This is a genomic window from Sphingobacterium gobiense (assembly GCF_002980575.1).
GTDB lineage: Bacteria > Bacteroidota > Bacteroidia > Sphingobacteriales > Sphingobacteriaceae > Sphingobacterium > Sphingobacterium gobiense.
Genome location: NZ_PVBS01000001.1, coordinates 809101 through 831812, shown reverse-complemented (window position 1 = coordinate 831812; position 22712 = coordinate 809101). Strand labels below are relative to the sequence as shown.

Below are 22712 nucleotides of genomic sequence, written 5' to 3'. Positions count from 1 at the left end.
TTAAGTTAAAATTAATAGTCTGGATTTTGAATCAACACACCATTCGATCTATCTATTTCCGCCTGTGGAATAGGGTAAAAGCGATTGCGAATTTGATAACCGGTTTTACCCGCAGCGTGCATGGTTTCTACGTCAATTCCCCAGCGTATCAAATCATAAAACCGTTCGTTTTCCATACCGAGTTCGACCTGACGTTCATGGCGAATGGCTTGACGCAGTTCGTTTTGATCGCGGGTGGTTACCTCCGGTAGGACACTGTTGTTATTGCTCCGCGCTCTTGCTCTGACTTGTTCGAGATAACCCAAAGCTAAATCGATATGGCCTTCCCCACCAATTTCGTTGGCAGCTTCAGCAGCTAGTAATACGATATCGGCATAACGAATGATCCGGACATTGAACCATTGGCCCATCTGGCTGCCATATTGCCTTCTTAGAACTGGATTGGTATACACTTTTTTATTCCAATAAGGACGCGGTAGACCTGCAGGCAGTCTTTCGCCGTAAGGTGCATTTGTACTATCGCTATACAAAACGGTAACATCTTTGCGTGGATCACCTGGTTCGAAGGCATCAAGCAATCTTTGGTTCGGAATGTTCCACCCCCAACCGAGATTCCATACTCCAGATCCCCGTACGCCTTGACGACTGGCATAGGTCACGCCAAAGTCATTCACACCATCATATAACGCCTGAATTTCGAAAATCGATTCTTTGCTATTTTCACTCTCTTCTCTAAAAATCATGTTGTAGGGAAGGCTGAGGTCGTAGATACCCGAGTTGATAACCTCTTGCGCTGAACTTAGTGCTTCCTGATAACGCTGACGCGCCATAAAGGTTTTGGTCTGCAGGGCTAAGGCAGTACCTCTAGTAACACGGCCCGGAAAACCGTTCCATTCGTTTGGCAGCGACGCCACAGCATCCTGCAAGTCTGCGTCAATGAGCTCATAAATTTCCGGAATAGTGGATTTAGGTCTGTTTGCGGAGGCTTGGTCGGTAATCCGGAAATTAATAATTGGTACCTCGCCAAACGTGCGGACGAGATTAAAGTAAGCCCATGCTCGGAGAAACTTGGCCTCACCAATATTGGCGAGTGTTCCTTCGGTTAAGTTCTCTATTGAATCGGCGGCTGCCAAGACATTGTTCGACAGGTTTATCACGCCGAAATGTCCAGACCAATACCCTTCGGCAAGCCAATGGCTTAGCGAGTAACTGAAATTGTCGTAAATCGGTCCGGCAGCGGCTTCGTCTCCGGTATTACTTCCCAGATCAGCATCGTCCGAACGAATGTTGTGCAACGCTACATATTGTAATCCGCTCGTTCCTTCACTACGTAAACCGGAATAGGCGGCAAAGACTTGTTCTTCTAAGGACCCCGTTGGTAGATCGTCTTCGGTAAACCGTCCTTTAGGCTTGATATCCAACCAATCCCTGCTACAACTCCCTGTCAGTAACAGTAAGATTATCGGTAAAGCAAACATTGCTTTATGTATATTCTGTGTTTTCATTTTTATCATCGTTTTCTGGTTAAAAATTTAAGTTCACACCAAACGTATAAATAGCCGGAACAGGGTAAGTTCCGTTGTCCACTCCGAAGGAGATGGCGCTACCGCCAATTTCCGGTGTAAATCCGCTATTGTTGGACAGGGTGAATATATTTTGTGCATTTAAGAACATTCTGAGGTTTTTCAGTTTTAACCTGGAGACTGTTTCCTGTGGGAAATTATACGCTAGTGTTATATCCCTCAACCGGAAAAAGCTGCCATCTTCGATATAATAAGTAGAAAACTCTCTGTTATTGGCTCGTCTTTCGTCCAATATGGGTTCCCAGTTGCTGGTGCCCGGGCCCGTCCAACGTGCCATACGATCTTGTAAAAAGTTTAGTGTTGCAAATTGACTTCTGTTCCATGTTCGCATAATTTCATTACCATAGACTCCTTGGAACTCAAACCCGAGATCAAAATTTTTATATGAAGTAGACAACGAAATACCACAATAGAAATCAGGGGTGGGATTACCGATAAAAGTTCGGTCGTTGACATCTACTGTTCCACTACCATCTGTGTCACGAAGTTTTATATCTCCCGGACGGAAAACGCCTCCAACTACACCATTTGCGGCATATTGGTCGACTTCAGCCTGTGTCTGGAAAATACCGTCATGGATATAACCAAAGAAGTAGCCAATCGGTTGACCAGTATTGGTTCTTGACGGACCATCTACGATCTGATAACCATCCGTAGAAAGTTTGTTGACCATGTTATCCACCGTCGTAATGTTTCCACCAAAAGAGATTGACCAATCATCTTGTATGGGTTGAGTCCATCTAGCGGAAGCCTCGATACCTTTATTTTCGATATTTCCGAGATTGCTTAAGCCCGGAATAGATCCAAACATACCCGGTACCCTTACCATCACGCCATCTGTGTCTTTTCGATAATATACAGCTTCTATATCTAATCTGTTTTGAAAGGCAGAAAGCTCAAAACCAGCTTCCCAGCTTTTTACCACTTCCCAGTGTAAATTGGGGTCTGGTATATATTCAGGAACTAATGCCGGAATGAGTCTGTCGCCAAATACCGCAGAATTACCTGCGCTTAATTGAGCATACATTGGGTATCGATTGTTACCTACGTTTTGATTCCCTAACGAACCCCATGATCCGCGGATTTTTAAGTTATTAATAACCCTTTGATCTTGCATAAAATCCTCTCGTGTGACAACCCAACCAGCCCCGAAAGCATAGAAGTTTTGCCAAGGATTTCCTTTGGCGAAGGCGGAAGATCCATCGCGACGGAATGAGGCGTTTAACAGATACCTGCCGTCGTAATTGTACAATGCCCGGGCGAGGTATGATAACGTTCGGTATTCCCATGCTGTTCCATTACCCGTTTGCGTTCCAACATCGCCAATACTGACGTACCAGTAGTCTGGGTTGTTTGGTATGGGCAATCCGCTGTCCCCTTCCGTTCTTCTAGCATTCGTGGATTCAAAACCTTGCATATAAGTGGTATACCCCAACATCCCGGTGATGTTATGCAGACCGAAACTATTTTTATAATTTAGTAACCAGTCCGTTTGGTACTTATAGTATTTATTCTGTTCTTGTGAGACAGCAGTTAATAGATTTCCTACGCGGTCGGTTTTATCATCCCCTCTAATATCTGGATTGTATTGGGCGACTACACCGTCATATGTTCTGAAGTTGTTAAAGCCATAATCTGCCGATACGTTGACGCGAAAGTTAAAATGTGAAAGAAAGTCTACTTCCGTGTATCCATTGGCGACAACTCGATAGTTTAATCGAATGGCTGAGTTTTTTCTTTCTTTGATGGCTAACAACGGATTATTGACTTGAGCCCGCTGAAAGTCGGGCATGGTATGATATAATCCATACTCGTCGTTATAAACGGGCGCAATCGGAGCCGCCTGTATCGCTCCGAATACGCCGCGTTCCACCGGAAGCTGTGCGCGATACCCGTTTAAAATAATTCCTGTGCGAAAATTATCCGTAAGTTTTAGCTCATCTGCTATATTGAATGTAAATTGCTTATGGCGTTCGTGATGAATAATACCTTCATCGTGTGAATAACCCAACCCCATCCGAAAGCTATTCCGTTCTGTCGCGCCACTAACGCTTATATTGTTATAATTGATGATACCGTTTTTAAATATCTGATCTTGCCAATCTGTATCGCCTGTCCAATGTGTATAATCGTATTCTACATTTCCTTGGTTAAACAACTGCTCGTCATATAGTTCCTTAAATTGTTCGGCATTGACCATTTTCATGCGATGGTTGACATCTTTTATACCAATACGAGAACTAAACTCAAAATTCAGCTGTCCTGTTTTTGCCCTTTTAGTTGTCACAGCGATTACCCCATTCGCTCCGCGTACACCAAAGATAGCTAAAGACGAGGGGTCTTTTAGTATTTCGATACTCTCAATATCAGCGGGATTCAGAAAGTTGATGTTGTCGTTCAATAATCCATCAACAACATACAAAGGTTTTACAGCATTAATGGAATTCGTTCCCCGAATTCTGATATCAGGTTCCTGTCCTGGGCGACCCGAGTTTGTGACCTGCAGACCGGCAACTTTACCTTGAAGGTTGGCAACCGGATTCGTACCAGGCCTGTCGACGATATCTTCGCCTTTTACTTGCGTAATCGATCCTGTCAAATCGCGCTTTTGGGCAGTACCATACCCAATAACCACAACCTCTTCTAAAGCTTGATCTTCGCTGATCAGGAAAACATCTAATGTTTGTTGGTTACCAACCGTCACCGATTGTGGAGTATAACCAATAAACCGAAAGGTTAAAGAATCTGTTGGGCTGACTTCAACCGAGAACCGCCCGGCAGCATCCGTCTGGGTTCCTGTTCCATCTGGTTTAGAAATGGTGACTCCCGGAAGACCAATTAAAGACTGGCTGTCCTTTACCGTTCCGGTTACAGTTTTAACCTGCGCATATCCGTAAGATAAGGTGGAGGCTAAAAACAAAAAAAGTATACATAACTTCCTCATAAAACTAGTTTGTTAACGTTTGTAATTATGACACAATAACAGGTTATCGTAACACAGTGTTTATAATCTTAACAAAGATGTGGTGTATTAGTTCTATGGCAAAATAAAGTGGTTTCACATTACTACTTCATAGGAAGATGGTTGCTACAAATCGAATTTTATTTTTGTGTATTTATCTGTAAAATAAATACTTATAATACTTCATTACCTGCACAACTATTAGCTATGAGTGTATTATGTACACTATTTATTTGTAGTAATAATGATGTAGTTTTTAATGTTCTAATAAGAACTCCGTTAAATTTTTATGCGTTGGAAGCTCAAATTTCTTACGTAAACGATATCGCCTAACTTCCACACCGCGGGTAGTTATATTGAGTAGGGACGCGATGTCTTTGCTAGACATATTGAGTCGGAGGTAAGCACATAATTTTAGATCGTTGGGTGATAAGGAGGGGTAATCTGCTTTTAGTTTTTTAAAGAAGTTCTCGTGTGATTCATTAAAACTTTTCTCAAATATATCCCAGTCACGCTCATCACTGCGCGCGTTATCCATAAGCTTATTTACTTTTTGTAACTGGTCAACCGATAGCTTATTACCATTCTTGTCTTTCAGTTTGAAGAGCTCGTCTTGGAGATTGTGCAATAATTCATTTTTGTAAACAATATTAGCAGCGACATTTGCGAGCTCTCTACTTTTTTGATCCAATTCCAGTTCCAATTGCTCATTTTTTAACTGCATGAGTTTCTTCTCATTTTGTTCAGTTTCGCGACGTAATAGTTCCTCTTGGCGACGCCGAAGTTTCTGTCTTAACTGGAGCTTATCCAGTTTTATCTTTTCGATAATACGACGTCGTATGATCATGAAGGCTATCCCCAGGGTAATAAAGTATAGCAGAAACGCAGGCCACTGCAAATAAAATGGCGCTTTGATGGCGAATGTGACTTGACTGACATTTGAAATCCGTCCGTCAGTGGCTATTGCCCTCACCTTAAAGGTGTAGGTCCCCCAGGAAAGATTTGTAAAGTCGATATACGGTATTTCGGAGGGGGTTGACCACTTATTTTGATACCCTTCCAATTGATACTGATATTTCGAGGCAATACTAGAATACCATGGGGAAGAGAATATTACACGGATATTATTGTTTTTGTAAGGGATTGATTTATTGATTTCAAGGTAGCTGACTGAATCACTGCTCATCATGGAAATATCTTGTAATCCTTTAATGATTGGCTTTTCAATAGCAGCGTTATGTTTAAAATACGGATTATACGCAACAAATCCATTGTCCAATGCAAAAAGAAAACGGTTCGCTGCAAATTCCACGTTTTCGTAATCTTTCATGACCATATTTTCCAGCCCATTAAAAGTAGAAGAATCTATGCGGATAGCATTATCTTTCCATTCCACCAAAGCAAATCGACCATCATTAATAAAGATATACGTTGTGTCGTCCCGTTCCTTTATCTTGGTTGAATTTGCAAAAGAGCCAAGCGATTGATTTATATCGTCATACGTTGCGAATTTATCGAGTACCTTATCATAAGTAAAAATACCCTTATCGGTAGCAAAAACCGTATTACCCCTTATATCGGCCGGCGTGATCCGTCGGATGTTCGGAAAATCCGCTGTAAAAGAAAAAGTTTTTAAAGTTTTTATGGTTGGTTGCGTTGTCGATAATTCTAAGAGCTGAATGCTATTATTTAGTACCGCCCAAAATGTCATATTCTCCCAGGGATAGAGTTTGAGAACCGCTTCTTTTGGCTCTTGAAACTTGTGATGTAACTGCCAACCCTGTCGGTCTTCAAATAAAGCTATTCCCGTATAATTTCCTTGGATGAAAAAAGGCGCGTTAGGCCTAAGCTGGATGTTTTGCCAACCACCGGTCCAACGTGATATTCGCTCTATTTGATTGCCTCTGACTAAAAAAGTACCGTCATTATGGCCACAAATGAGCTGGTTATTGAATATTTCAAGTGACCAAACTTGCCCTTGTGAATTAGGAATAAATTGAAACTGAAGTTGCTGGAGATAACTGTCCGCTGTCCAGCGGCTATAAAATAAGCCTTGATTGGTTCCAAGGTATATTCGGTCTTGAAATACCTTGATGGCATATACCGTACCCAACGCTCCGAAGATATCGTTGTAATAGTAAAACGGGGAGTTAATCTCAATTCGATCTATGCCGTTGTCCAATCCGGCCCATAAATTTCCTTGCTTGTCCAATACCATACTGAGTACAGTATTGTTTTGAAGGCCATTTCGCTTGTGGACGTGTTGAAGTATTTTCCCCGATTTATTAGCAATGAAAATACCGTTTTTAATCGTACCGAATGCAAATGTATTATCATCTATCTTGACGCCATTATTTATTTGAGCTTCTTTGAGAAATTGATTTAATGGAGACTCGGGATACCATGGAGAAGCTTCTCCATTTTCGCTCAACAAAAAGAGCCCATCTTTTGCTGTTCCGACAAGTATATGGTGTATATCGAACGGGAGAAACACCAGCACATTGTGCAATCGCGTTTTCAAGGGCGTAAAACCGCTATCTCCCCAAGTATTTAGGCCGCTCGGAATCTTTTCCACCCAAACATATTCTCCTGCCTGATGTGCAAAAAGAAAGGGTTCTCCATCTCCATAATGCGTTGTTATTTTATTCCCATGCAAGAGGTAAAATTTGGAGAATGATTGAAAGATAACGGAGTCACCAACGAAGAGAATTTTCCATATTTCGTCGTTTTGGATGATGCCTGGTTCTACTAAATGTGTCAGTGAATAATACCGAAGCTTGCCCTTCTCTTTTTTGAAATACCCAAATTCTTGCTTGCCTCCAGCGTAAATCTTTCCATCTTTCGCTACGCTAACACTTCGGGCGCCCATGTTGTTTTTCAGTGGGTATGTCTCCCAATAAGCTCCATCAAATACGATGATCCCATCGCCATTAGCAGCATATATTACACCATCTGGACCTTGGTCAACGCTCCAATTTTGATTTCCAGCCTTATATTGCGATTTGGTATAATTCTGAACATACGGACTTCCAATAGACGAAATATATTGGCCATAACAGCAAACGCTTAGAAGTAAACAAATTAACAAACTTATAGTGCGGATCATCATACAATACGTTTCGAATGCTGCAAGTTACAAACTCAAGCGCTTTCTAGCAAAAGCTTCGTTAAACCTTTGCTGTTAAGGTTTAATGAATGTTTAATATATTATTTTGTGTCGTTCGAACCGTGACGTGGCTTTTAATTAAGAAGGTTAAGAATGGGATAATACAATTGCATGATCCCTTCCTTAACTTTAAATTGTCACATCCGGAGATTTGAAGTATGTAGAATCTTCCTTTTTGCACTAAAAAATCCTTTCAAATATCCGAAGTGACGAGGTTTTTGGTTCTTTTTTACGGAAAAAAAGAACTTTTAACTATCATTGCATTATGATTTCATTTGCTAATGCTAAAATCAATATCGGACTAAATATTGTCGGCAAACGTGCTGATGGCTATCATTTTTTGGAATCTGTATTTTACCCCTTTCCGTTATACGACATTATAGAAATCACGTCATCGGAACCGGCGACGAAAACAACACTGGAAATTACGGGCTTAGCGTTGCCCGTTGAAGATAACAATCTGTGTTTAAGAGCATATCATTTACTTGCAGAAAAGTTTAAAATACCACCTGTACATATCCATTTGCATAAACAGATTCCTTACGGGGCTGGGCTCGGGGGAGGTTCATCAGATGGCGCATTTGTCTTGAAAATGCTCAATGAAAAGTTTGATATTGGGCTTTCTACATTGCAATTAGAAAATGAAGCTGCGAAATTAGGGGCAGATTGTCCTTTTTTCATTCAAAATAAACCATGCTATGCTGAAGGGATCGGAACGGATTTATCTCCTGTCCCGATAGATCTGTCGGATAGGTTTTTAGTACTTGTCAAGCCATCCGTGAATATATCTACGGCAGAGGCTTATCAACAGGTTGTACCCCATCCTGCTAAAGATGATTTGAAGGAAGTGCTGCATCTTCCTGTACAAGACTGGAAGTTTTATGTTAAAAATGACTTTGAAGAGGGTGTCTTTGACAAATATCCCTTGATAAGAGAAATCAAATTAGCACTTTATGCACAAGGCGCTATGTACGCTTCGATGTCTGGTTCTGGGTCGGCTGTGTATGGTATATTTTCGAAACCCATCGATTTAACGATGTTACAAAATCTAGGTCAGGTGTATTATCCAGTGGAGATTTAAATTACGCTCCGAAATATGCTCGAATTTTTCTTTCGTCTTCCTTAATCTGGGTTTGCATCGCTTCCAGGGAATCAAACCACTGGTCATGACGGATAAATTTGAGAAACTTCACGCGGAGCGTGGTACCATATATATCATCCTTAAAATCCAATAAATTAATTTCAATTTTTCGGTTCATGCCATCCACCGTTGGGCGGGTACCAATATACGCCATTCCTTTTGCTATACGATCCGGCTGCGGAGCTACGTACTCGCCAGTATGAACGGTAGACATGTTAGCATAAATCTCTACCTCTACGGCATAGATCCCATAAGCAGGGATTAGTTTATGGGCCTCGTGGACATTGAGGTTGGCTGTAGGGAAACCGATTTCTCGACCGATTTGGTCGCCACGTACGACCGTGCCCGTCAATTCAAATGTGTAGCCTAAATATTTATTGGCGGCTTCAATGTCTCCTTTGATTAAGGATTCACGTATTTTGGTAGACGACACGGCAACATCTTCAATATCTTGTTCTGGAATCTGTTCAACAGCATAATCATATATTTCAGCCAATTCTTTCAGGTCCTTGATAGAACCCTGTCTGTCTTTACCGAAATGATGATCGTATCCAATCACGATCTGTTTCGTTCCCAGCCGACCAACCAAAACGTTACTGATGTATTCCTCTGGTGATTGATTGGAAAAGTCTCGCGTAAAGGGTGTAATGATTAAATGGTCAATTCCAGATAGCGCTAAGCGATGTGTTTTCTCTTCTATATCGTTAATAAGACGCAAATTATCGTCGTTCGGATTGATAATTAGACGAGGATGCGGAAAAAAGGTCAACAAGATCGTTTCACCATTTCTTTCTGCCGCACATTCCCTTAATTTGGATAAGATCTTTTGATGGCCAATATGCACGCCGTCAAATGTACCAATGGTTACAATCGCATTCGAAAGTGGTTCGAACTCATCTAAACTTTTATATATCTTCACGACCTATGATTAGTTGTTTGTTTATTGCTGTTGAATCGTTGTTCTGTGTAATTTAATTTTTTCGATTAAATTCTGCAAATTCCAAGCGTCATCTACATGAAAGTCGCCGCTTTTGGTTCGTCTGAGTTGACTGAGATGTGCGCCTATTCCTAAAGCCTTTCCAAAATCGTGTGCGATGGAGCGGATATAGGTTCCTTTGGAGCAACCGATTCTAAAATGCACATTTGGCATTTCAATTTTCTCTATCTCAAAACTGTTAATGGTGATACGTCGTGCTTTTAATTCAACTTCTTCGCCCCGGCGAGCCTTTTCGTACACGCGCTCGCCTTTTATTTTGATAGCGGAGTGGGCCGGCGGATACTGTTCAATTACACCCAGAAATTGCAGCGTTGTTTTGTGTATATCTGCATCGTTGAGATGTGTATAATCAAATGTTTGGTCAACAGCTGTCTCCAAATCGTAGGAAGGTGTCGTTGCACCTAATGTGATGACACCGGTATACTCTTTGTCTTCCGCTTGGAAAGAGTCTATTCTTTTCGTGAATTTGCCTGTACAGATAATCAATAATCCTGTTGCCAGGGGATCGAGCGTACCTGCGTGTCCTACTTTAATTTTTTGAGGTTTCATGCTATTGCGGAGCTTTCCGACTACGTCAAAGCTTGTCCATTCTAAAGGTTTATCAACCAATAGAACCTCACCTGCTGCAAAATCGAATGGGGAAGACACCGTTTCTTCTGCCTTTGTCATTTATATAATTTCCAGACTGTGTCCACTCAGCAATAATCCAATAATCGTGAGCCCCACGATGATACGATACCATCCAAAAGCTTTAAAACCATATTTGGTTAATACGCTGATAAAGCTTTTAATAGCGATAATAGCAACAATAAAACCGACCACGTTACCAATAATGAGCAGGTTTATTTCTTCACCGGTAAAAACATGACCTTCTTTAAGAAATTTATAGAGTTTAACAACCGAAGCTCCCAACATCATAGGGATGGCCAGAAAGAAAGAAAACTCGGCGGCAGCTTTCCGTGTAAGGCTTTGGGTCATCCCGCCGACGATAGTACTTGCTGAACGTGATGTTCCGGGAATCAATGCCAAACATTGATACCACCCGATAATGAACGCTTGTTTGTAGGAGATATCATCCGAATTACCGATTTGAGGTCTGTTAAACCATTTGTCCACAAATAATAAGATAATGCCGCCCACAACCAACATCACTGCTACCATTAGCGGGCTTTCTAGAAGAGCGTCGATAAAATCGTTGAGCGCTAGACCGAGTATGGAAGCTGGGATCGCAGCTACCGCTAGCTTATAATAGAAATCTAGCGATCTGAAGAACCGACGGTAATATAAGACTAAAACAGAAAGAATGGTGCCGAGCTGTATAACAATGGTAAACAGCTTAACAAAAGGGGAGGGCTCCATTCCCATTAACGCTGTTCCGATAATGATATGGCCCGTCGAGGAAACAGGTAAAAATTCCGTTAATCCTTCAATGATTGCCAAGACAATCGCCTGAAAATAGGTCATTCTTAATTATTTTTTGTTTTTTGGTTTGTATAAAATGGCAACAAAGCCCAAGGCGAATCCGAGGACAATCACCAAGGGAGCTAACGTTATCTTGGTGAAGCTGTAAATATCTTCGGTTCCCGTCATGAGGATGAAACCTAATACAACCACTAGGACACTGGCAGCAAACAGTTGATAGTTTATTTTTTCAAAAACAAAGCCGGATTTCGGCTGCGAAGTATGATGTTGCTTTTTTTCTGACATTCTTTCTTATTCGTTATGTATTGTCCGCGATTATTATAAATCACGGTTACTTATCATTACCTATACAGACTATGTGATTTAGCTCTTAAATATTTTGTGACGGCGAAGTAAGTACTAAAACCGGAAATAACAATCCCTAAAGCGACCACAATAAGGAAAATCGCACCAAACTCATACCAATTGCGTAGAAATACTAAATCAGGAATTTGCTTTTGAGCGAATTGCAAGGTAAATATCAATAGTAAGATAGCTATCATAGCGCCTAGCAAACCGTGAAATATACCATATAGGAGATAAGGTTTGCGTATGAAGTTCTTTGTCGCACCGATAAGTTGCATACTCTTGATAAGGAACCTTTGTGAATAGATGGCTAAACGAATGGTATTATTAATAAGTGCTACCGCGATGATCAATAATACAATGGTGAACCCTAATACCACGATACCAATAATACGGATGTTTTTATTGACCATATCAATAAGCGATTCTTGGTAGATCACTTCTTTCACCCGACTGTTTTTAGCGGATTTTTGAATAAAAGTTTGTATGCTGTCTGTGTTAGCATATTGTTCTTTCAGGTATACGTCGATAGAAGGCAATAGCGGATTGTGTCCCAAATATTCTACGAAATCCTCGCCTAGATCTTCTTTCAGGTTTTTAGCAGCCAGCTCCTTGCTAATATATTCGGTGCGTAATACATAGGGGTCCTTTTCAAGATCCTTTTGCATCGCCAAGACATCCCCCTCATTTACATTATCGTTTACGATGATATTGAGGACAATATTTTCTTTGACGTATTTGGATAGGTTTTTAGCATGCACCAGAATCAAGCCTAATAAACCTGTCATCAACAGTACCAATGCGATACTAATGACCGTTGACACATAAACAGATTTGGTTTTCTTTCTCGGTGAACCTTCTTCGTGAGTAGACATACGCTCTTCTTAATCTAATATATGATGCGAAAGTAAATAATAATGTGCATTTAAGAAACAATTCGTTAGAATAATTTGCTTAAACATCTAGACATTTAACACTCAATCCGTACATTTTATTGCCTATTCTGAAACTTTTATATCTAAATTGATGTAAAATAGCTATTTTCGCATCTCTTTCAGATTAGCAACATATTATTATGGAATACAATCATCAATCGCTAGAAAAAAAGTGGCAACAGTTTTGGGCTGAAAATGGTACATTTAAGCCTGCTAACACGACAGATAAGCCCAAATATTATGTGTTGGATATGTTTCCATATCCTTCCGGTGCGGGACTGCACGTAGGACATCCGCTTGGTTATATCGCTTCTGATATTTATTCCAGATATAAGAGATTAAAAGGTTTTAATGTGTTGCATCCGATGGGGTATGATTCGTTTGGATTGCCTGCTGAACAATATGCTATTCAGACAGGGCAACATCCGTCAGTTACGACGGAAGCGAATATCAAGCGTTATAGAGAGCAATTGGATAATATCGGTTTTTCCTACGATTGGTCAAGGGAGGTGCGCACATCGGAACCCGATTATTACCAATGGACACAATGGATATTCATGCAGTTATTCAATGCATGGTATAACAATGAAACCGATAGAGCAGAGTCCATTGATCGTTTAATAGAACGATTTAAAACTTCAGGCTCTGAAGATATTAATGCGGTTTGCGATGAGGATGTGTTGACTTTTACAGCAACCGAATGGGAGAATTTTTCGGAGAAAGAACAACAACGCGAATTGCTCAAATATAGACTGGCTTATTTGCGTGAGAGTACGGTAAACTGGTGTGCTGCTTTAGGAACGGTGTTGGCAAATGATGAAGTTATCAATGGTGTGTCAGAACGGGGAGGTTATCCGGTAGAACAGAAGAAAATGATGCAGTGGTCGATGCGCATAACAGCATATGCCGATCGTTTGCTACGCGGATTAGATACAGTTGATTGGCCAGATCCCTTGGTAGAGATGCAGCGTAATTGGATAGGTAAATCCGTAGGCGCATCGGTGAAGTTTCCGTTGCCCCAGTTGGATACGAATATTGAAGTGTTCACGACCCGTGTGGATACTATATTTGGCGTTTCTTTTATTGTTTTAGCACCGGAACATGAATTTGTTGATACTTTAACTACAACGTCACAACGTACTGAAATCGAATCTTATAAAGAGAAGACCGCCAAAAAATCGGAATTAGATCGTATGGCGGATGCCAAAACGGTATCGGGTGCTTTTACAGGTTCGTATGCTAAGCATCCATTGACCGGAGAAAATGTGCCGATTTGGATTGCGGATTATGTTTTGGCAGGATATGGGACGGGGGCTGTAATGGCTGTGCCATCTGGAGATCAACGGGATTATATTTTCGCGAAACATTTTGATTTACCGATTATTCCGATTTCCGATGCACAAAATATCAAGGAAGAAGCTGATCCGACAAAAGAAGGACGCTATATCCATTCTGACTTTATTAATGGTATGACCTACAACGAAGCCGTACCAGCTTTGATAAAACGTTTGGAAGAGCTCGGATTGGGTAGAGCGAAGATAAACTATCGGATGCGTGATGCCATCTTTGGTCGCCAGCGTTATTGGGGGGAGCCTGTACCTGTTTACTTTAAAGATGGTCTTCCTCATTTAATAGAGGAGAAAGAGTTACCCTTATTATTGCCGGAAGTAGATAAATACTTGCCTACAGAAACAGGTGAACCTCCTTTGGGCAGAGCCGAAGGGTGGAAGTATCAAGGAAAATACGATTACGAGTTGAGTACGATGCCAGGTTGGGCAGGTTCTTCCTGGTATTGGTTCCGTTATATGGATTCCGCAAATAAGGAATCGTTTGCGTCTAAAGAGGCCGTAGATTATTGGAAGGCTGTAGATTTATATATCGGTGGTTCAGAGCATGCTACAGGGCATTTGCTCTACGCTAGGTTTTGGAATAAAGTGTTAAAAGATCTCGGGTATCACCATGAAGAAGAGCCTTTCAAAAAATTGATCAACCAAGGGATGATTCAAGGACGTTCTAACTTTGTATATCGCGTACTTGATGAAGGGGGTAAAGGTACAAATGTTTTTGTTTCATATGGTCTAAAAGATAAGTACAACACCATTCCGTTGCATGTCGATGTTAACATCGTTTACAACGACGTGCTTGATACGGAGAAGTTCAAAACATTCCGCCCGGATTTTGCGGACGCAGAATTTGTCTTGGAGAATGGCAAATATATTTGCGGCACGGAGGTTGAGAAGATGTCGAAATCTAAATTTAACGTGGTTAACCCAGACGACATTATAGAAACGTATGGTGCCGATACACTCCGTCTTTATGAAATGTTCTTAGGACCGTTGGAGCAGTCAAAGCCTTGGAATACAAATGGTATTGAGGGAGTATATAAATTTTTACGTAAGGTGTGGCGCTTATTCCACGATGCCCAAGGAAATTTTGTTGTCTCGGGAGATGAACCCACCCAAGCGGAATATAAAGCATTGCATAAAATCATCAAAAAGGCAGAAGAAGATATCGAACGCTTCTCGTTTAATACGTCTGTTTCGGCTTTTATGATTTGTGTGAATGAGTTGACTGATTTGAAATGCAATAAGCGAAAAATTTTACAGGAGCTCATCATTGTGCTTCACCCATATGCCCCGCATATTACGGAAGAGTTGTGGGCGTTGTTGGGGAATGAAGCAGGGGCAATCTCGTACGCATCATACCCTACTTTTAATCCGGACTATTTGATTGAATCGGAGTTTGCTTATCCAGTTTCTGTTAACGGAAGAATGAAGATGAACTTGCCATTGGCTTTAGATTTGGATCAGAAAGCTGTAGAGGAAACTGTTCTAGCAAATGCAGATGTGCAACGGTATTTGGATGGAAAAGCGGTAAAAAAGGTCATTTTTGTAAAAGGCAAGATTATCAATATTGTTGTTTAATTCATTATATCACTCTTTTTAGTGATATTCTTCATTATCATTGTTTTTGATGATAATTTTGTTTATCACTAATTTTGCTGATATGACATCCGATACCTATCTTTGAGTAAAAGACTTTATATGATAGCTGTAATATCGGGTGATATAATTAAATCGCGTTCTGCAGATCCAAAAATATGGATGCCAGCATTGGATGAAGCTATAGGTCTATATGCTAATAAATTTGATATTTTCCGCGGAGATAGCTTTCAGGCGGAGCTAACGCTCCAAAATGTGCTAACGGCGGCGTTATATATAAAAGCTGCGATGCTGGCCCTTGATTTAGATGTGCGTATGGGAATTGGCATTGGAACAACAGAACATGATGCTCCGCATATCAAAAACTCTTTTGGTTCTGCGCTTATTTATTCAGGAGAAGCTTTCGAGGAACTAAAGAAAGAAACGATATCGTTTAAATCGGCTTATCCCAAGCTCGACGCCGTATGCAATGTCATCCTGCCGTTAGTAGCGGAACTAACCACGCGTTGGACACCTAATATGGCAGAGACAGTGAAAGTAGCGTTCCGAAATGAGGATGCCAACCAAGCTGAACTGGCCAAAATATTGGATAAAAAATATCAAAGTCAAGTCAGCACCGAATTGCAGAAAGCGAGCTATGCTAAAATACAACGGGCCCTGGATTACTGCACAAAAGAAATATTAGCGTTATGAGCATTTTATTTTTAAAGCTATTGCTGGCTCATTTTATAGGTGATTTTGTACTGCAGCCTAAAAGCTGGGTGCAGAAACGCAGAGAGCACATCGGTTATTTGCTGATACATATTGCCGTGCACACGACGCTGTTGGTGTTGCTTTTTATACCTGAATTACCTGACCAATGGCAAGTTATATTATTTATAAGCTGTGCACATCTATTGATCGATAGCGGTAAGATTTATTTCGAGAAAAGGTTTCCCAAACGAACCTTTTTATTGTTTATAGCCGATCAAACGTTACATATCCTTTCACTGATTGCCGTTGTATTGTATAAATATGGCTTATCCATCGAATGGGAAACTTTGTTTTCTCCGAAAAGCCTATTATACGTTTTGGCTTTTGTTCTTACTGTATTTGTTAGTCCAATTATGTTACGTGTTTTCTTCAGCAAGTGGACCGCTGAAGTTGATGTGGCCACTAAACCGACAAAATCGCTTGTAGATGCGGGAATGCTCATTGGTATTATGGAACGATTGCTTATCGTTCTTTTTATACAGGTAGGGTTTCTGTCCGGTATAGGATTTCTTTTGGGCGCAAAATCCATCTTTCGTTTCGGTGATTTAACAAATGCTAAGGACACAAAATTTACCGAATATATCCTCGTAGGTACCTTAGCGAGTTTTGTTGCCGGAATAGCGATTGGTTATGGCTTGCGTATAGGCCTCCGATACCTTGTATAGCTTCCACGTTTCCTAGGCATAGGAAACCTACCCTTTAACTGCTTTCACTAACGCCTGTACTTCTGTTGCAACCGCTGTTTCCGAACCGTCGGTGATTGCCGACGAATGAAAATACGCTGCATCTGTTTCTTGCCAAATACGCCCAATATTAGTGGAACGCAAACCGCCGCCGGGCATGATTCCAAGGCGGCCACGAGCCTGTTGCACTAAACGCTTCAGTTCCTCTAATCCCAAATCTACATTCGGTGCACAGCCTGAGGTGAGCACGGTCGTGAAACCACAGGCAATAATATCTTCTAATGCCTGGGCACTATCAGAAACTTCATCAAAGGCTCGATGAAAGGTACAAGGTTTGCCTCCTGCCAATTCGACTAGTACGCTATTTTGTTGCTTATCAATGTTGCCCGCAATATCCAGAAATCCAAAGACAAAACCATCTACACCTAAAGTATTAAATAATAAAATCTCCTCTTGCATCTGTGTAAATTCATCTGCTGTGTACACAAAATTTCCACCTCGAGGCCGGATCATTACATGCAAGTTGATGTGTAATGCGCGACGTACAATTTCTGTTTCCTGGAAATCGGGGGTTGTTCCGCCTAGTGGCATATCCGCACAAAATTCTACGCGGTCAGCTCCGTGTTGTTGGGCTATCTGCGTTGCTTCTATATTAAAACAAGCAATTTCTATTTTTGGCATTTCTATATAAGATAATGTGGAGAGGAAATAAGCTGGTTTCCCGCGTCATCATACTTCGCGTAATTAAAACCACCATGTATACAATAGGCTCCATATTCCCCTTGTTTATTCAGCGCAATAAATCCAACTTGTATGTTATCTAAGGTTTTTTTTCGGCTTTCTGTAAACTTGATGATTCGTTTTACGGCTTCTTCACAAGCTTTTTGAGGTGTATGTCCTTGACGCATCAACTCGACAACCAAATGCGATCCTACTGTACGGATAACCTCTTCGCCATGCCCAGTGGCTGTAGCAGCGCCCACTTCGTTGTCGACATATAATCCGGCTCCAATAATAGGGGAGTCGCCCACCCGTCCATGCATTTTAAAAGCCATACCGCTAGTTGTGCAGGCTCCTGAAAGATTGCCCTGTTCGTCTAACGCAATCATACCAATGGTATCGTGATTTTCTATATTGACAACGGGTTCATACTTCGCTGTTTTGAGCCATTCACGCCATTCCTTTTCCGACGCTTCTGTCAACAGGTTTTCGAGCGGGAATCCCTGTTCCTGGGCGAACTGTAGCGCACCATCACCCACTAACATAACGTGCGGGGTTTTCTCCATAACCGCCCGAGCGACAGATATGGGATGTTTAATTTGTTCCAGCGCAGCTACCGAACCAATATTTGCATTTTCATCCATAATACAGGCATCTAATGTTACCTTACCGTCTCTGTCCGGACGTCCACCGTAACCTACACTACGCTCGGTAGGATCGGCTTCCGTGTAACGCACCCCTTGTTCCACCGCATCTAATGCCCGCCCCCCAGTAGAAAGGACTTTCCAGGCTTCAGCGTTCGCTTTCAACCCAAAATCCCAGGTAGACAAAACAATAGGTTTGTTAACCTCTCTAGATAGCACTTTTGCCTGCTGGGCGTAAATAGGGGGTAAGCTCAATAGGAGCGAACCGGCTCCTATCTTCTTTAAAAACTTTCTGCGCGAATCCATATAGGCAAACCTAAATAAATTCATTTTTATATGCAATAAATCGAATCGGTATATAAAAATGAATTACGCATGAAATTTTCTATTTAGGTATTCGTGAATGCAAAGCATTTTATTTACGTTTGTACTATCATGAGTACGACATCATATCTATCAAATAGGATTAATAATTTATCCGAATCAGCGACCCTAAAAATGACTAAACTAGGGCGCGAATTAGCTTCTAAAGGAATCAACGTTATTAGTTTAAGTGTAGGAGAACCAGATTTTAACACGCCTGATAATGTAAAAGATGCAGCGAAGAAAGCACTAGACGAGAATTATACACGTTATTCTCCGGTACCGGGTTATCCCGAACTCCGCCAAGCTATTGTTAATAAATTGAAAAATGAAAACGGTTTAGTATATGAGCCGTCACAGATTGTGGTTTCTACCGGCGCAAAACAGTCATTATCTAATGTTATTTTAACTTTAATTAACCCTGGTGATGAGGTCATTATCCCTACACCATATTGGGTTTCTTATTCGGAAATGGTTGTATTGGCAGAAGGAAAGTCCGTATTTATCGATACAGATATCGACTCCGACTTCAAGATTACGCCCGAGCAATTGGAGGCAGCTATTACGCCTAGGACTAAGTTATTTATGTTCTCATCCCCTTGTAACCCAACAGGCTCTGTTTATAGCAAGGACGAGTTAGCTGCTTTGGTTAAGGTTTTCGAAAAATACCCAAATATTTTCATTCTATCAGATGAAATTTATGAGCACATTAATTTCGTCGACAAACACGAATCCATCGCGCAGTTCGAGTCCGTCCGTGAACGCGTAATCATTGTAAATGGCTTTTCCAAGGCCTTCGCCATGACAGGCTGGCGCTTAGGATATATAGCCGCTAACAAAGAAATTGCTGCTGCCAATGATAAACTGCAAGGGCAAACGACCTCAGGAACTTGTTCCATCGCGCAACGTGCTGGTATTACTGCTTACCATGATGGATTGGAAAGCGTAAATGAAATGAAAGAAGCATTTCTGCGCAGACGTCAATTGGTGTATGATTTATTAAATGATATTCCAGGAGTGAAGACGAATCTTCCGGAGGGTGCATTCTATTTCTTCCCTGAAATTAGCTCGTTTTTTGGAAAGAAAGATGCAAATGGAAATGTAATCAAAGACTCTTCAGATTTGGCACTTTACCTGCTAAATGAAGGACATGTAGCGACTGTTGGAGGCGACTCTTTCGGTAATAACAACTACATTCGTCTTTCGTATGCGGCTTCAGACGAAGCTTTGAAGGAAGCTTTGCGACGTATAAAAGAGGCCTTGGGTAAGTTGTCTTCATAGCGACTTTTTTCGTGAAAATATAATGGAATACCGGTAGAGACGCAGCATATTGCGTCTCTGCTTCATTTATGTACAGCCTATATGAAATTGAATTTTGACAGTTTTATTATTGCCCTACTTTGTTTTATTATTATTGCCTATTTCTTTCCCCAAGGATATCTCTGGCAGGATGGGCAAATACTCGAATGGATAACGAGCGTTGGTGTTTCTCTGATTTTCTTTTTTTACGGGCTAAAATTGAGTTTTCAGCAATTAAAAACAGGATTGAGCAATTGGAAGCTTCACCTTTTAGTACAAGGTGCAACTTTTGTCTTATTTCCTTTACTCGTATTACCCTTTTATCCTTTGATGCAAAGCGAATTACAACATGATTTTTGGCTTTCTTTTTTCTTTTTGGCGGCATTGCCATCTACGGTATCTTCTTCGGTTGTAATGGTTTCCATTGCGCGGGGAAATATTCCCGCAGCTATCTTTAATGCAAGTATATCGGGGTTAATAGGCGTAGTTATAACACCGTTATGGATGCAGTTTTTTCTCAGTTTTGAAGAGGTTGATGTTGTCGGCGATGTGTACTGGGGTTTAATAAAGGAAATTATCATCCCGGTTATCGCGGGATTGGTACTGCAGCCTTATTTTGGCAAATGGGCATCGACATACAATCGACAGTTAGGAATTTTTGATAAATCGATTATTTTGCTCATTGTGTATAGCAGCTTCGCCGAATCGTTTGTGAGCGGCGTGTTTGAAAGCACGGGAAAGCTTTATCTTCTATGGATTTTTGTAGGTGTGGTGGTGGTGTTTTTGCTTCTTTATGGAATGATCTATTTACTAAGTAAATATGTTTTTAAATTCAATAGGGAAGACCAGATAACGGCATTATTCTGTGGGTCTAAAAAATCATTGACCCATGGTTCTGTGTTTGGAAAATTTCTTTTCGCTCATTCTCCTAGTGCAGGTCTATATTTTCTACCGTTAATGATATTTCACGCTTTTCAGATACTGATCGTTACCGTGATCGCACAACGATACCATAATAAAGATGCTAGTTAAATAGCTCAAAACCATATTTTGCATTACTCCAAAAACGGTCTAAAGCGATCATACGAGGTTTGAAAAAACGGATTAAATCAGGCCAATCTTCCGTTTTAAAAACGGAGACCTTTTTGTTGAGCTCTATTCCGATACGAGCGGCGTTTTTGCCGTATTCATCATAATAGTTTTTATTCCATATCCACTCTTCTTCGAGTTCGGTATGTAGTATCTTTTTGTATTCTTGGAATTGTGTAAACATCAGTTCCCTTATCCCTTCGTCCGGATGACTGATTTCAATATAGATGCTTGCCCTTTTATTGTCTGCGTCCATCCGGAAATAAAGATGTTTAATGCTTGTTCTATAATTAACCCAATTGATTTTTAGTCCCTCTTCATTTGGAACCAAGGACATAAATCGACCGAAATTAGTCCAAAACTGTTCTTTTAGTTTCTTTGCTTCTTCTTTTGAGTACAATATTTTTCGCTGAAAATGTTACTACCAATGTGTGTTAAAAACCTTCATAGATGTCTCATGAAAGTTCATCAAAACTATTAATTAATAACCAAACTTTTATAGCGTTTTCCGGTTTAATGTATATGGACAAGAAAAAATCATTATTGTTGCTAACCGCCGTGGCCGCAGGCACGACGTTATATAATTTGTTAAAACCCGTTAAATCCAATGTAGCGGTAGTGCAGGGCTTCCAAAAAGAAAAGTTTTTAGGGGAGTGGTTCGAGATTGCACGGATGGATTTTCGTTGGGAAAAAAATCTGAAAAATGTTTCAGCGTCTTATGCGCTGAACAACGATGGTAGTATCCGGGTAAATAATCAAGGCTTTGATATGATAAAAGAACGCTATAAGCAAAGTATTGGTAAGGCAAAATTTGTCAGAAACGAAGAAGAGGGGGCTTTGAAAGTATCTTTTTTCGGGCCATTCTACTCGGGATATAACGTCGTGATGATTGATGATGATTATCGTTATGCCCTAGTTTTCGGTGAAAACCTTGACTATATGTGGATGCTCTCGCGTGATAGGATAATGCCTGAGGATATCAAAGAAAAATATCTAGCTTACGCCAAGCGCTCAGGATATACTACCGATAAATTGGTGTGGACGATTCAAGAATAAAAAAGGATAAGGCTTTAAACCTTATCCTTTTTGTCTGTGGAGAATATCGGAGTCGAACCGATGACCTTTTGGCTGCCAGCCAAACGCTCTAGCCAGCTGAGCTAATCCCCCTTCTTTGAAAAAACATTCAAACTTAGATAAAATGCTTTGTATTCACAAGTACCTGTCAGAAAAAAAAATGATGTTTTAAATCTGCTGGGGCGGCAAGCAAAGCGCAGCGGGTTCCAACTTGCGAACAGTAGGTTTAAAAGCGAGTTCCCTAACTATTTTGTAGCGGAAAATATAGGATTTAAAATGGAATAATCAATTGTAGATTCTGAAACTATCAAATCAGCAATTTGGTTAAGATCTTCCTGGGTGATACGGTTGCCTACGCCTGCATTAAAAGAACCAACGAGTATGAGAGCCGCTTCTCTTCTTTCGGATGTTGCGATTAAATTGCTGCCACCGTAAAAATTAATCAAGGACGTCGCAAAGGCGGCAAAACTCTCTAAAGTGAAAGGTATATTTCGCTGTAAGGTATATCGCATATATTTTTCGAAATCCTGAACAATCATTTGTTTCTGTTGTAATGTCATATCTGCAAAAATAACGTTTTCCCGAAACCTTTGT

19 protein-coding genes and 1 tRNA gene are annotated in these 22712 nt (G+C 40.8%); 7 read left to right on the top strand and 13 right to left on the bottom strand.

The features are described 5' to 3' along the window. Positions 1 to 11: 11 nt before the first annotated feature. From C5749_RS03755 to C5749_RS03745, 3 genes are all read right to left on the bottom strand, one after another. Positions 12 to 1505 carry a RagB/SusD family nutrient uptake outer membrane protein gene (locus C5749_RS03755; protein WP_105723143.1) on the bottom strand — a complete coding sequence of 498 codons (1494 nt, stop codon included), beginning with the start codon at positions 1503 to 1505 and terminating at the stop codon, positions 12 to 14. A 19-nt stretch (positions 1506 to 1524) separates the two neighbouring features. Beyond that, a complete protein-coding gene (locus tag C5749_RS03750; protein ID WP_105723141.1) occupies positions 1525 to 4527 on the bottom strand; it encodes a SusC/RagA family TonB-linked outer membrane protein in 3003 nt (1000 codons plus the stop codon). 274 nt (positions 4528 to 4801) lie between these two features. Further along, positions 4802 to 7654, bottom strand: coding sequence for a helix-turn-helix and ligand-binding sensor domain-containing protein (locus C5749_RS03745; protein WP_105723139.1), 2853 nt, complete (start codon positions 7652 to 7654; stop codon positions 4802 to 4804). A 322-nt stretch (positions 7655 to 7976) separates the two neighbouring features. On the opposite strand from C5749_RS03745, the gene ispE reads away from it, so the two are divergent. Further along, complete coding sequence (gene ispE / locus C5749_RS03740; protein WP_105723137.1) at positions 7977 to 8792, top strand: 4-(cytidine 5'-diphospho)-2-C-methyl-D-erythritol kinase; 816 nt, start codon at positions 7977 to 7979, stop codon at positions 8790 to 8792. Position 8793: 1 nt separating this feature from the next. Here ispE and C5749_RS03735 read toward each other — a convergent pair whose 3' ends face one another. Genes C5749_RS03735 through C5749_RS03715 form a run of 5 tightly spaced genes read right to left on the bottom strand, consistent with a single transcriptional unit; the run spans position 8794 to position 12491 of the window. Beyond that, complete coding sequence (locus C5749_RS03735) at positions 8794 to 9771, bottom strand: bifunctional riboflavin kinase/FAD synthetase (RefSeq protein WP_105723135.1); 978 nt, start codon at positions 9769 to 9771, stop codon at positions 8794 to 8796. Between the two features lie 21 nt (positions 9772 to 9792). Further along, entirely contained in the window at positions 9793 to 10518 is a 726-nt protein-coding gene (gene truB / locus C5749_RS03730) for a tRNA pseudouridine(55) synthase TruB (protein ID WP_105723133.1), read from the bottom strand. Next, entirely contained in the window at positions 10519 to 11313 is a 795-nt protein-coding gene (locus tag C5749_RS03725) for an undecaprenyl-diphosphate phosphatase (protein ID WP_105723131.1), read from the bottom strand. It lies immediately after the preceding gene. Between the two features lie 6 nt (positions 11314 to 11319). After that, positions 11320 to 11556, bottom strand: a complete 237-nt coding sequence (locus C5749_RS03720) for a DUF3098 domain-containing protein (RefSeq protein WP_105717263.1) — start codon at positions 11554 to 11556, stop codon at positions 11320 to 11322. A 56-nt stretch (positions 11557 to 11612) separates the two neighbouring features. Further along, positions 11613 to 12491, bottom strand: a complete 879-nt coding sequence (locus tag C5749_RS03715) for a cell division protein FtsX (RefSeq protein WP_105723129.1) — start codon at positions 12489 to 12491, stop codon at positions 11613 to 11615. Between the two features lie 200 nt (positions 12492 to 12691). Between C5749_RS03715 and leuS the strand changes: the two genes are divergently transcribed. The 3 genes from leuS to C5749_RS03700 all read left to right on the top strand — a co-directional run bounded on the left by leuS (position 12692) and on the right by C5749_RS03700 (position 16911). After that, the gene (gene leuS, locus C5749_RS03710; protein ID WP_105723127.1) at positions 12692 to 15475 is read left to right on the top strand and encodes a leucine--tRNA ligase; all 2784 of its coding nucleotides are present in this window, start codon (positions 12692 to 12694) and stop codon (positions 15473 to 15475) included. A gap of 120 nt (positions 15476 to 15595) precedes the next feature. Then, entirely contained in the window at positions 15596 to 16186 is a 591-nt protein-coding gene (locus C5749_RS03705) for a hypothetical protein (protein WP_105723125.1), read from the top strand. Further along, entirely contained in the window at positions 16183 to 16911 is a 729-nt protein-coding gene (locus C5749_RS03700) for a DUF3307 domain-containing protein (protein ID WP_105723123.1), read from the top strand. The genes C5749_RS03705 and C5749_RS03700 overlap by 4 nt, the downstream gene beginning before the upstream one ends. Positions 16912 to 16938: 27 nt before the next feature. On the opposite strand, the gene C5749_RS03695 is transcribed toward C5749_RS03700, so the two are convergent. Both C5749_RS03695 and C5749_RS03690 read right to left on the bottom strand, forming a co-directional pair. Next, the gene (locus C5749_RS03695; RefSeq protein WP_105723120.1) at positions 16939 to 17610 is read right to left on the bottom strand and encodes a copper homeostasis protein CutC; all 672 of its coding nucleotides are present in this window, start codon (positions 17608 to 17610) and stop codon (positions 16939 to 16941) included. A 2-nt stretch (positions 17611 to 17612) separates the two neighbouring features. Next, a complete protein-coding gene (locus tag C5749_RS03690; RefSeq protein WP_105725179.1) occupies positions 17613 to 18599 on the bottom strand; it encodes an isoaspartyl peptidase/L-asparaginase family protein in 987 nt (328 codons plus the stop codon). Positions 18600 to 18791: 192 nt separating this feature from the next. On the opposite strand from C5749_RS03690, the gene C5749_RS03685 reads away from it, so the two are divergent. Both C5749_RS03685 and C5749_RS03680 read left to right on the top strand, forming a co-directional pair. Next, on the top strand, positions 18792 to 19937 hold the full coding sequence (locus tag C5749_RS03685) for a pyridoxal phosphate-dependent aminotransferase (protein ID WP_105723118.1): 1146 nt from the start codon (positions 18792 to 18794) through the stop codon (positions 19935 to 19937). Positions 19938 to 20018: 81 nt separating this feature from the next. Next, the gene (locus C5749_RS03680; protein WP_105723116.1) at positions 20019 to 20987 is read left to right on the top strand and encodes a bile acid:sodium symporter family protein; all 969 of its coding nucleotides are present in this window, start codon (positions 20019 to 20021) and stop codon (positions 20985 to 20987) included. Here C5749_RS03680 and C5749_RS03675 read toward each other — a convergent pair. After that, positions 20980 to 21444 (bottom strand): DUF4268 domain-containing protein, encoded by a 465-nt coding sequence (locus C5749_RS03675; protein ID WP_245893606.1) that lies wholly within the window; start codon positions 21442 to 21444, stop codon positions 20980 to 20982. The two genes, C5749_RS03680 and C5749_RS03675, sit on opposite strands and share 8 nt — an antisense overlap. Before the next feature lie 122 nt (positions 21445 to 21566). Here C5749_RS03675 and C5749_RS03670 point away from each other — a divergent pair, with 122 nt between their 5' ends. After that, positions 21567 to 22100 (top strand): lipocalin family protein, encoded by a 534-nt coding sequence (locus C5749_RS03670; RefSeq protein ID WP_105725175.1) that lies wholly within the window; start codon positions 21567 to 21569, stop codon positions 22098 to 22100. A gap of 37 nt (positions 22101 to 22137) precedes the next feature. On the opposite strand, the gene C5749_RS03665 is transcribed toward C5749_RS03670, so the two are convergent. Then, positions 22138 to 22211, bottom strand: a tRNA-Ala gene (locus C5749_RS03665). 152 nt (positions 22212 to 22363) lie between these two features. Further along, positions 22364 to 22678, bottom strand: coding sequence for a hypothetical protein (locus C5749_RS03660; protein WP_105723114.1), 315 nt, complete (start codon positions 22676 to 22678; stop codon positions 22364 to 22366). Positions 22679 to 22712: the final 34 nt, after the last annotated feature.

What these genes read in the sequence shown, in the direction of transcription:
- C5749_RS03755 (WP_105723143.1), bottom strand. Translation starts at nt 1,505, where the DNA reads ATGAAAACACAGAATATACATAAAGCAATGTTTGCTTTACCGATAATC.
- C5749_RS03750 (WP_105723141.1), bottom strand. Translation starts at nt 4,527, where the DNA reads ATGAGGAAGTTATGTATACTTTTTTTGTTTTTAGCCTCCACCTTATCT.
- C5749_RS03745 (WP_105723139.1), bottom strand. Translation starts at nt 7,654, where the DNA reads ATGATGATCCGCACTATAAGTTTGTTAATTTGTTTACTTCTAAGCGTT.
- ispE (WP_105723137.1), top strand. Translation starts at nt 7,977, where the DNA reads ATGATTTCATTTGCTAATGCTAAAATCAATATCGGACTAAATATTGTC.
- truB (WP_105723133.1), bottom strand. Translation starts at nt 10,518, where the DNA reads ATGACAAAGGCAGAAGAAACGGTGTCTTCCCCATTCGATTTTGCAGCA.
- C5749_RS03725 (WP_105723131.1), bottom strand. Translation starts at nt 11,313, where the DNA reads ATGACCTATTTTCAGGCGATTGTCTTGGCAATCATTGAAGGATTAACG.
- C5749_RS03720 (WP_105717263.1), bottom strand. Translation starts at nt 11,556, where the DNA reads ATGTCAGAAAAAAAGCAACATCATACTTCGCAGCCGAAATCCGGCTTT.
- C5749_RS03715 (WP_105723129.1), bottom strand. Translation starts at nt 12,491, where the DNA reads ATGTCTACTCACGAAGAAGGTTCACCGAGAAAGAAAACCAAATCTGTT.
- leuS (WP_105723127.1), top strand. Translation starts at nt 12,692, where the DNA reads ATGGAATACAATCATCAATCGCTAGAAAAAAAGTGGCAACAGTTTTGG.
- C5749_RS03705 (WP_105723125.1), top strand. Translation starts at nt 15,596, where the DNA reads ATGATAGCTGTAATATCGGGTGATATAATTAAATCGCGTTCTGCAGAT.
- C5749_RS03700 (WP_105723123.1), top strand. Translation starts at nt 16,183, where the DNA reads ATGAGCATTTTATTTTTAAAGCTATTGCTGGCTCATTTTATAGGTGAT.
- C5749_RS03695 (WP_105723120.1), bottom strand. Translation starts at nt 17,610, where the DNA reads ATGCCAAAAATAGAAATTGCTTGTTTTAATATAGAAGCAACGCAGATA.
- C5749_RS03690 (WP_105725179.1), bottom strand. Translation starts at nt 18,599, where the DNA reads ATGGATTCGCGCAGAAAGTTTTTAAAGAAGATAGGAGCCGGTTCGCTC.
- C5749_RS03685 (WP_105723118.1), top strand. Translation starts at nt 18,792, where the DNA reads ATGACTAAACTAGGGCGCGAATTAGCTTCTAAAGGAATCAACGTTATT.
- C5749_RS03680 (WP_105723116.1), top strand. Translation starts at nt 20,019, where the DNA reads ATGAAATTGAATTTTGACAGTTTTATTATTGCCCTACTTTGTTTTATT.
- C5749_RS03670 (WP_105725175.1), top strand. Translation starts at nt 21,567, where the DNA reads ATGGACAAGAAAAAATCATTATTGTTGCTAACCGCCGTGGCCGCAGGC.
- C5749_RS03660 (WP_105723114.1), bottom strand. Translation starts at nt 22,678, where the DNA reads ATGACATTACAACAGAAACAAATGATTGTTCAGGATTTCGAAAAATAT.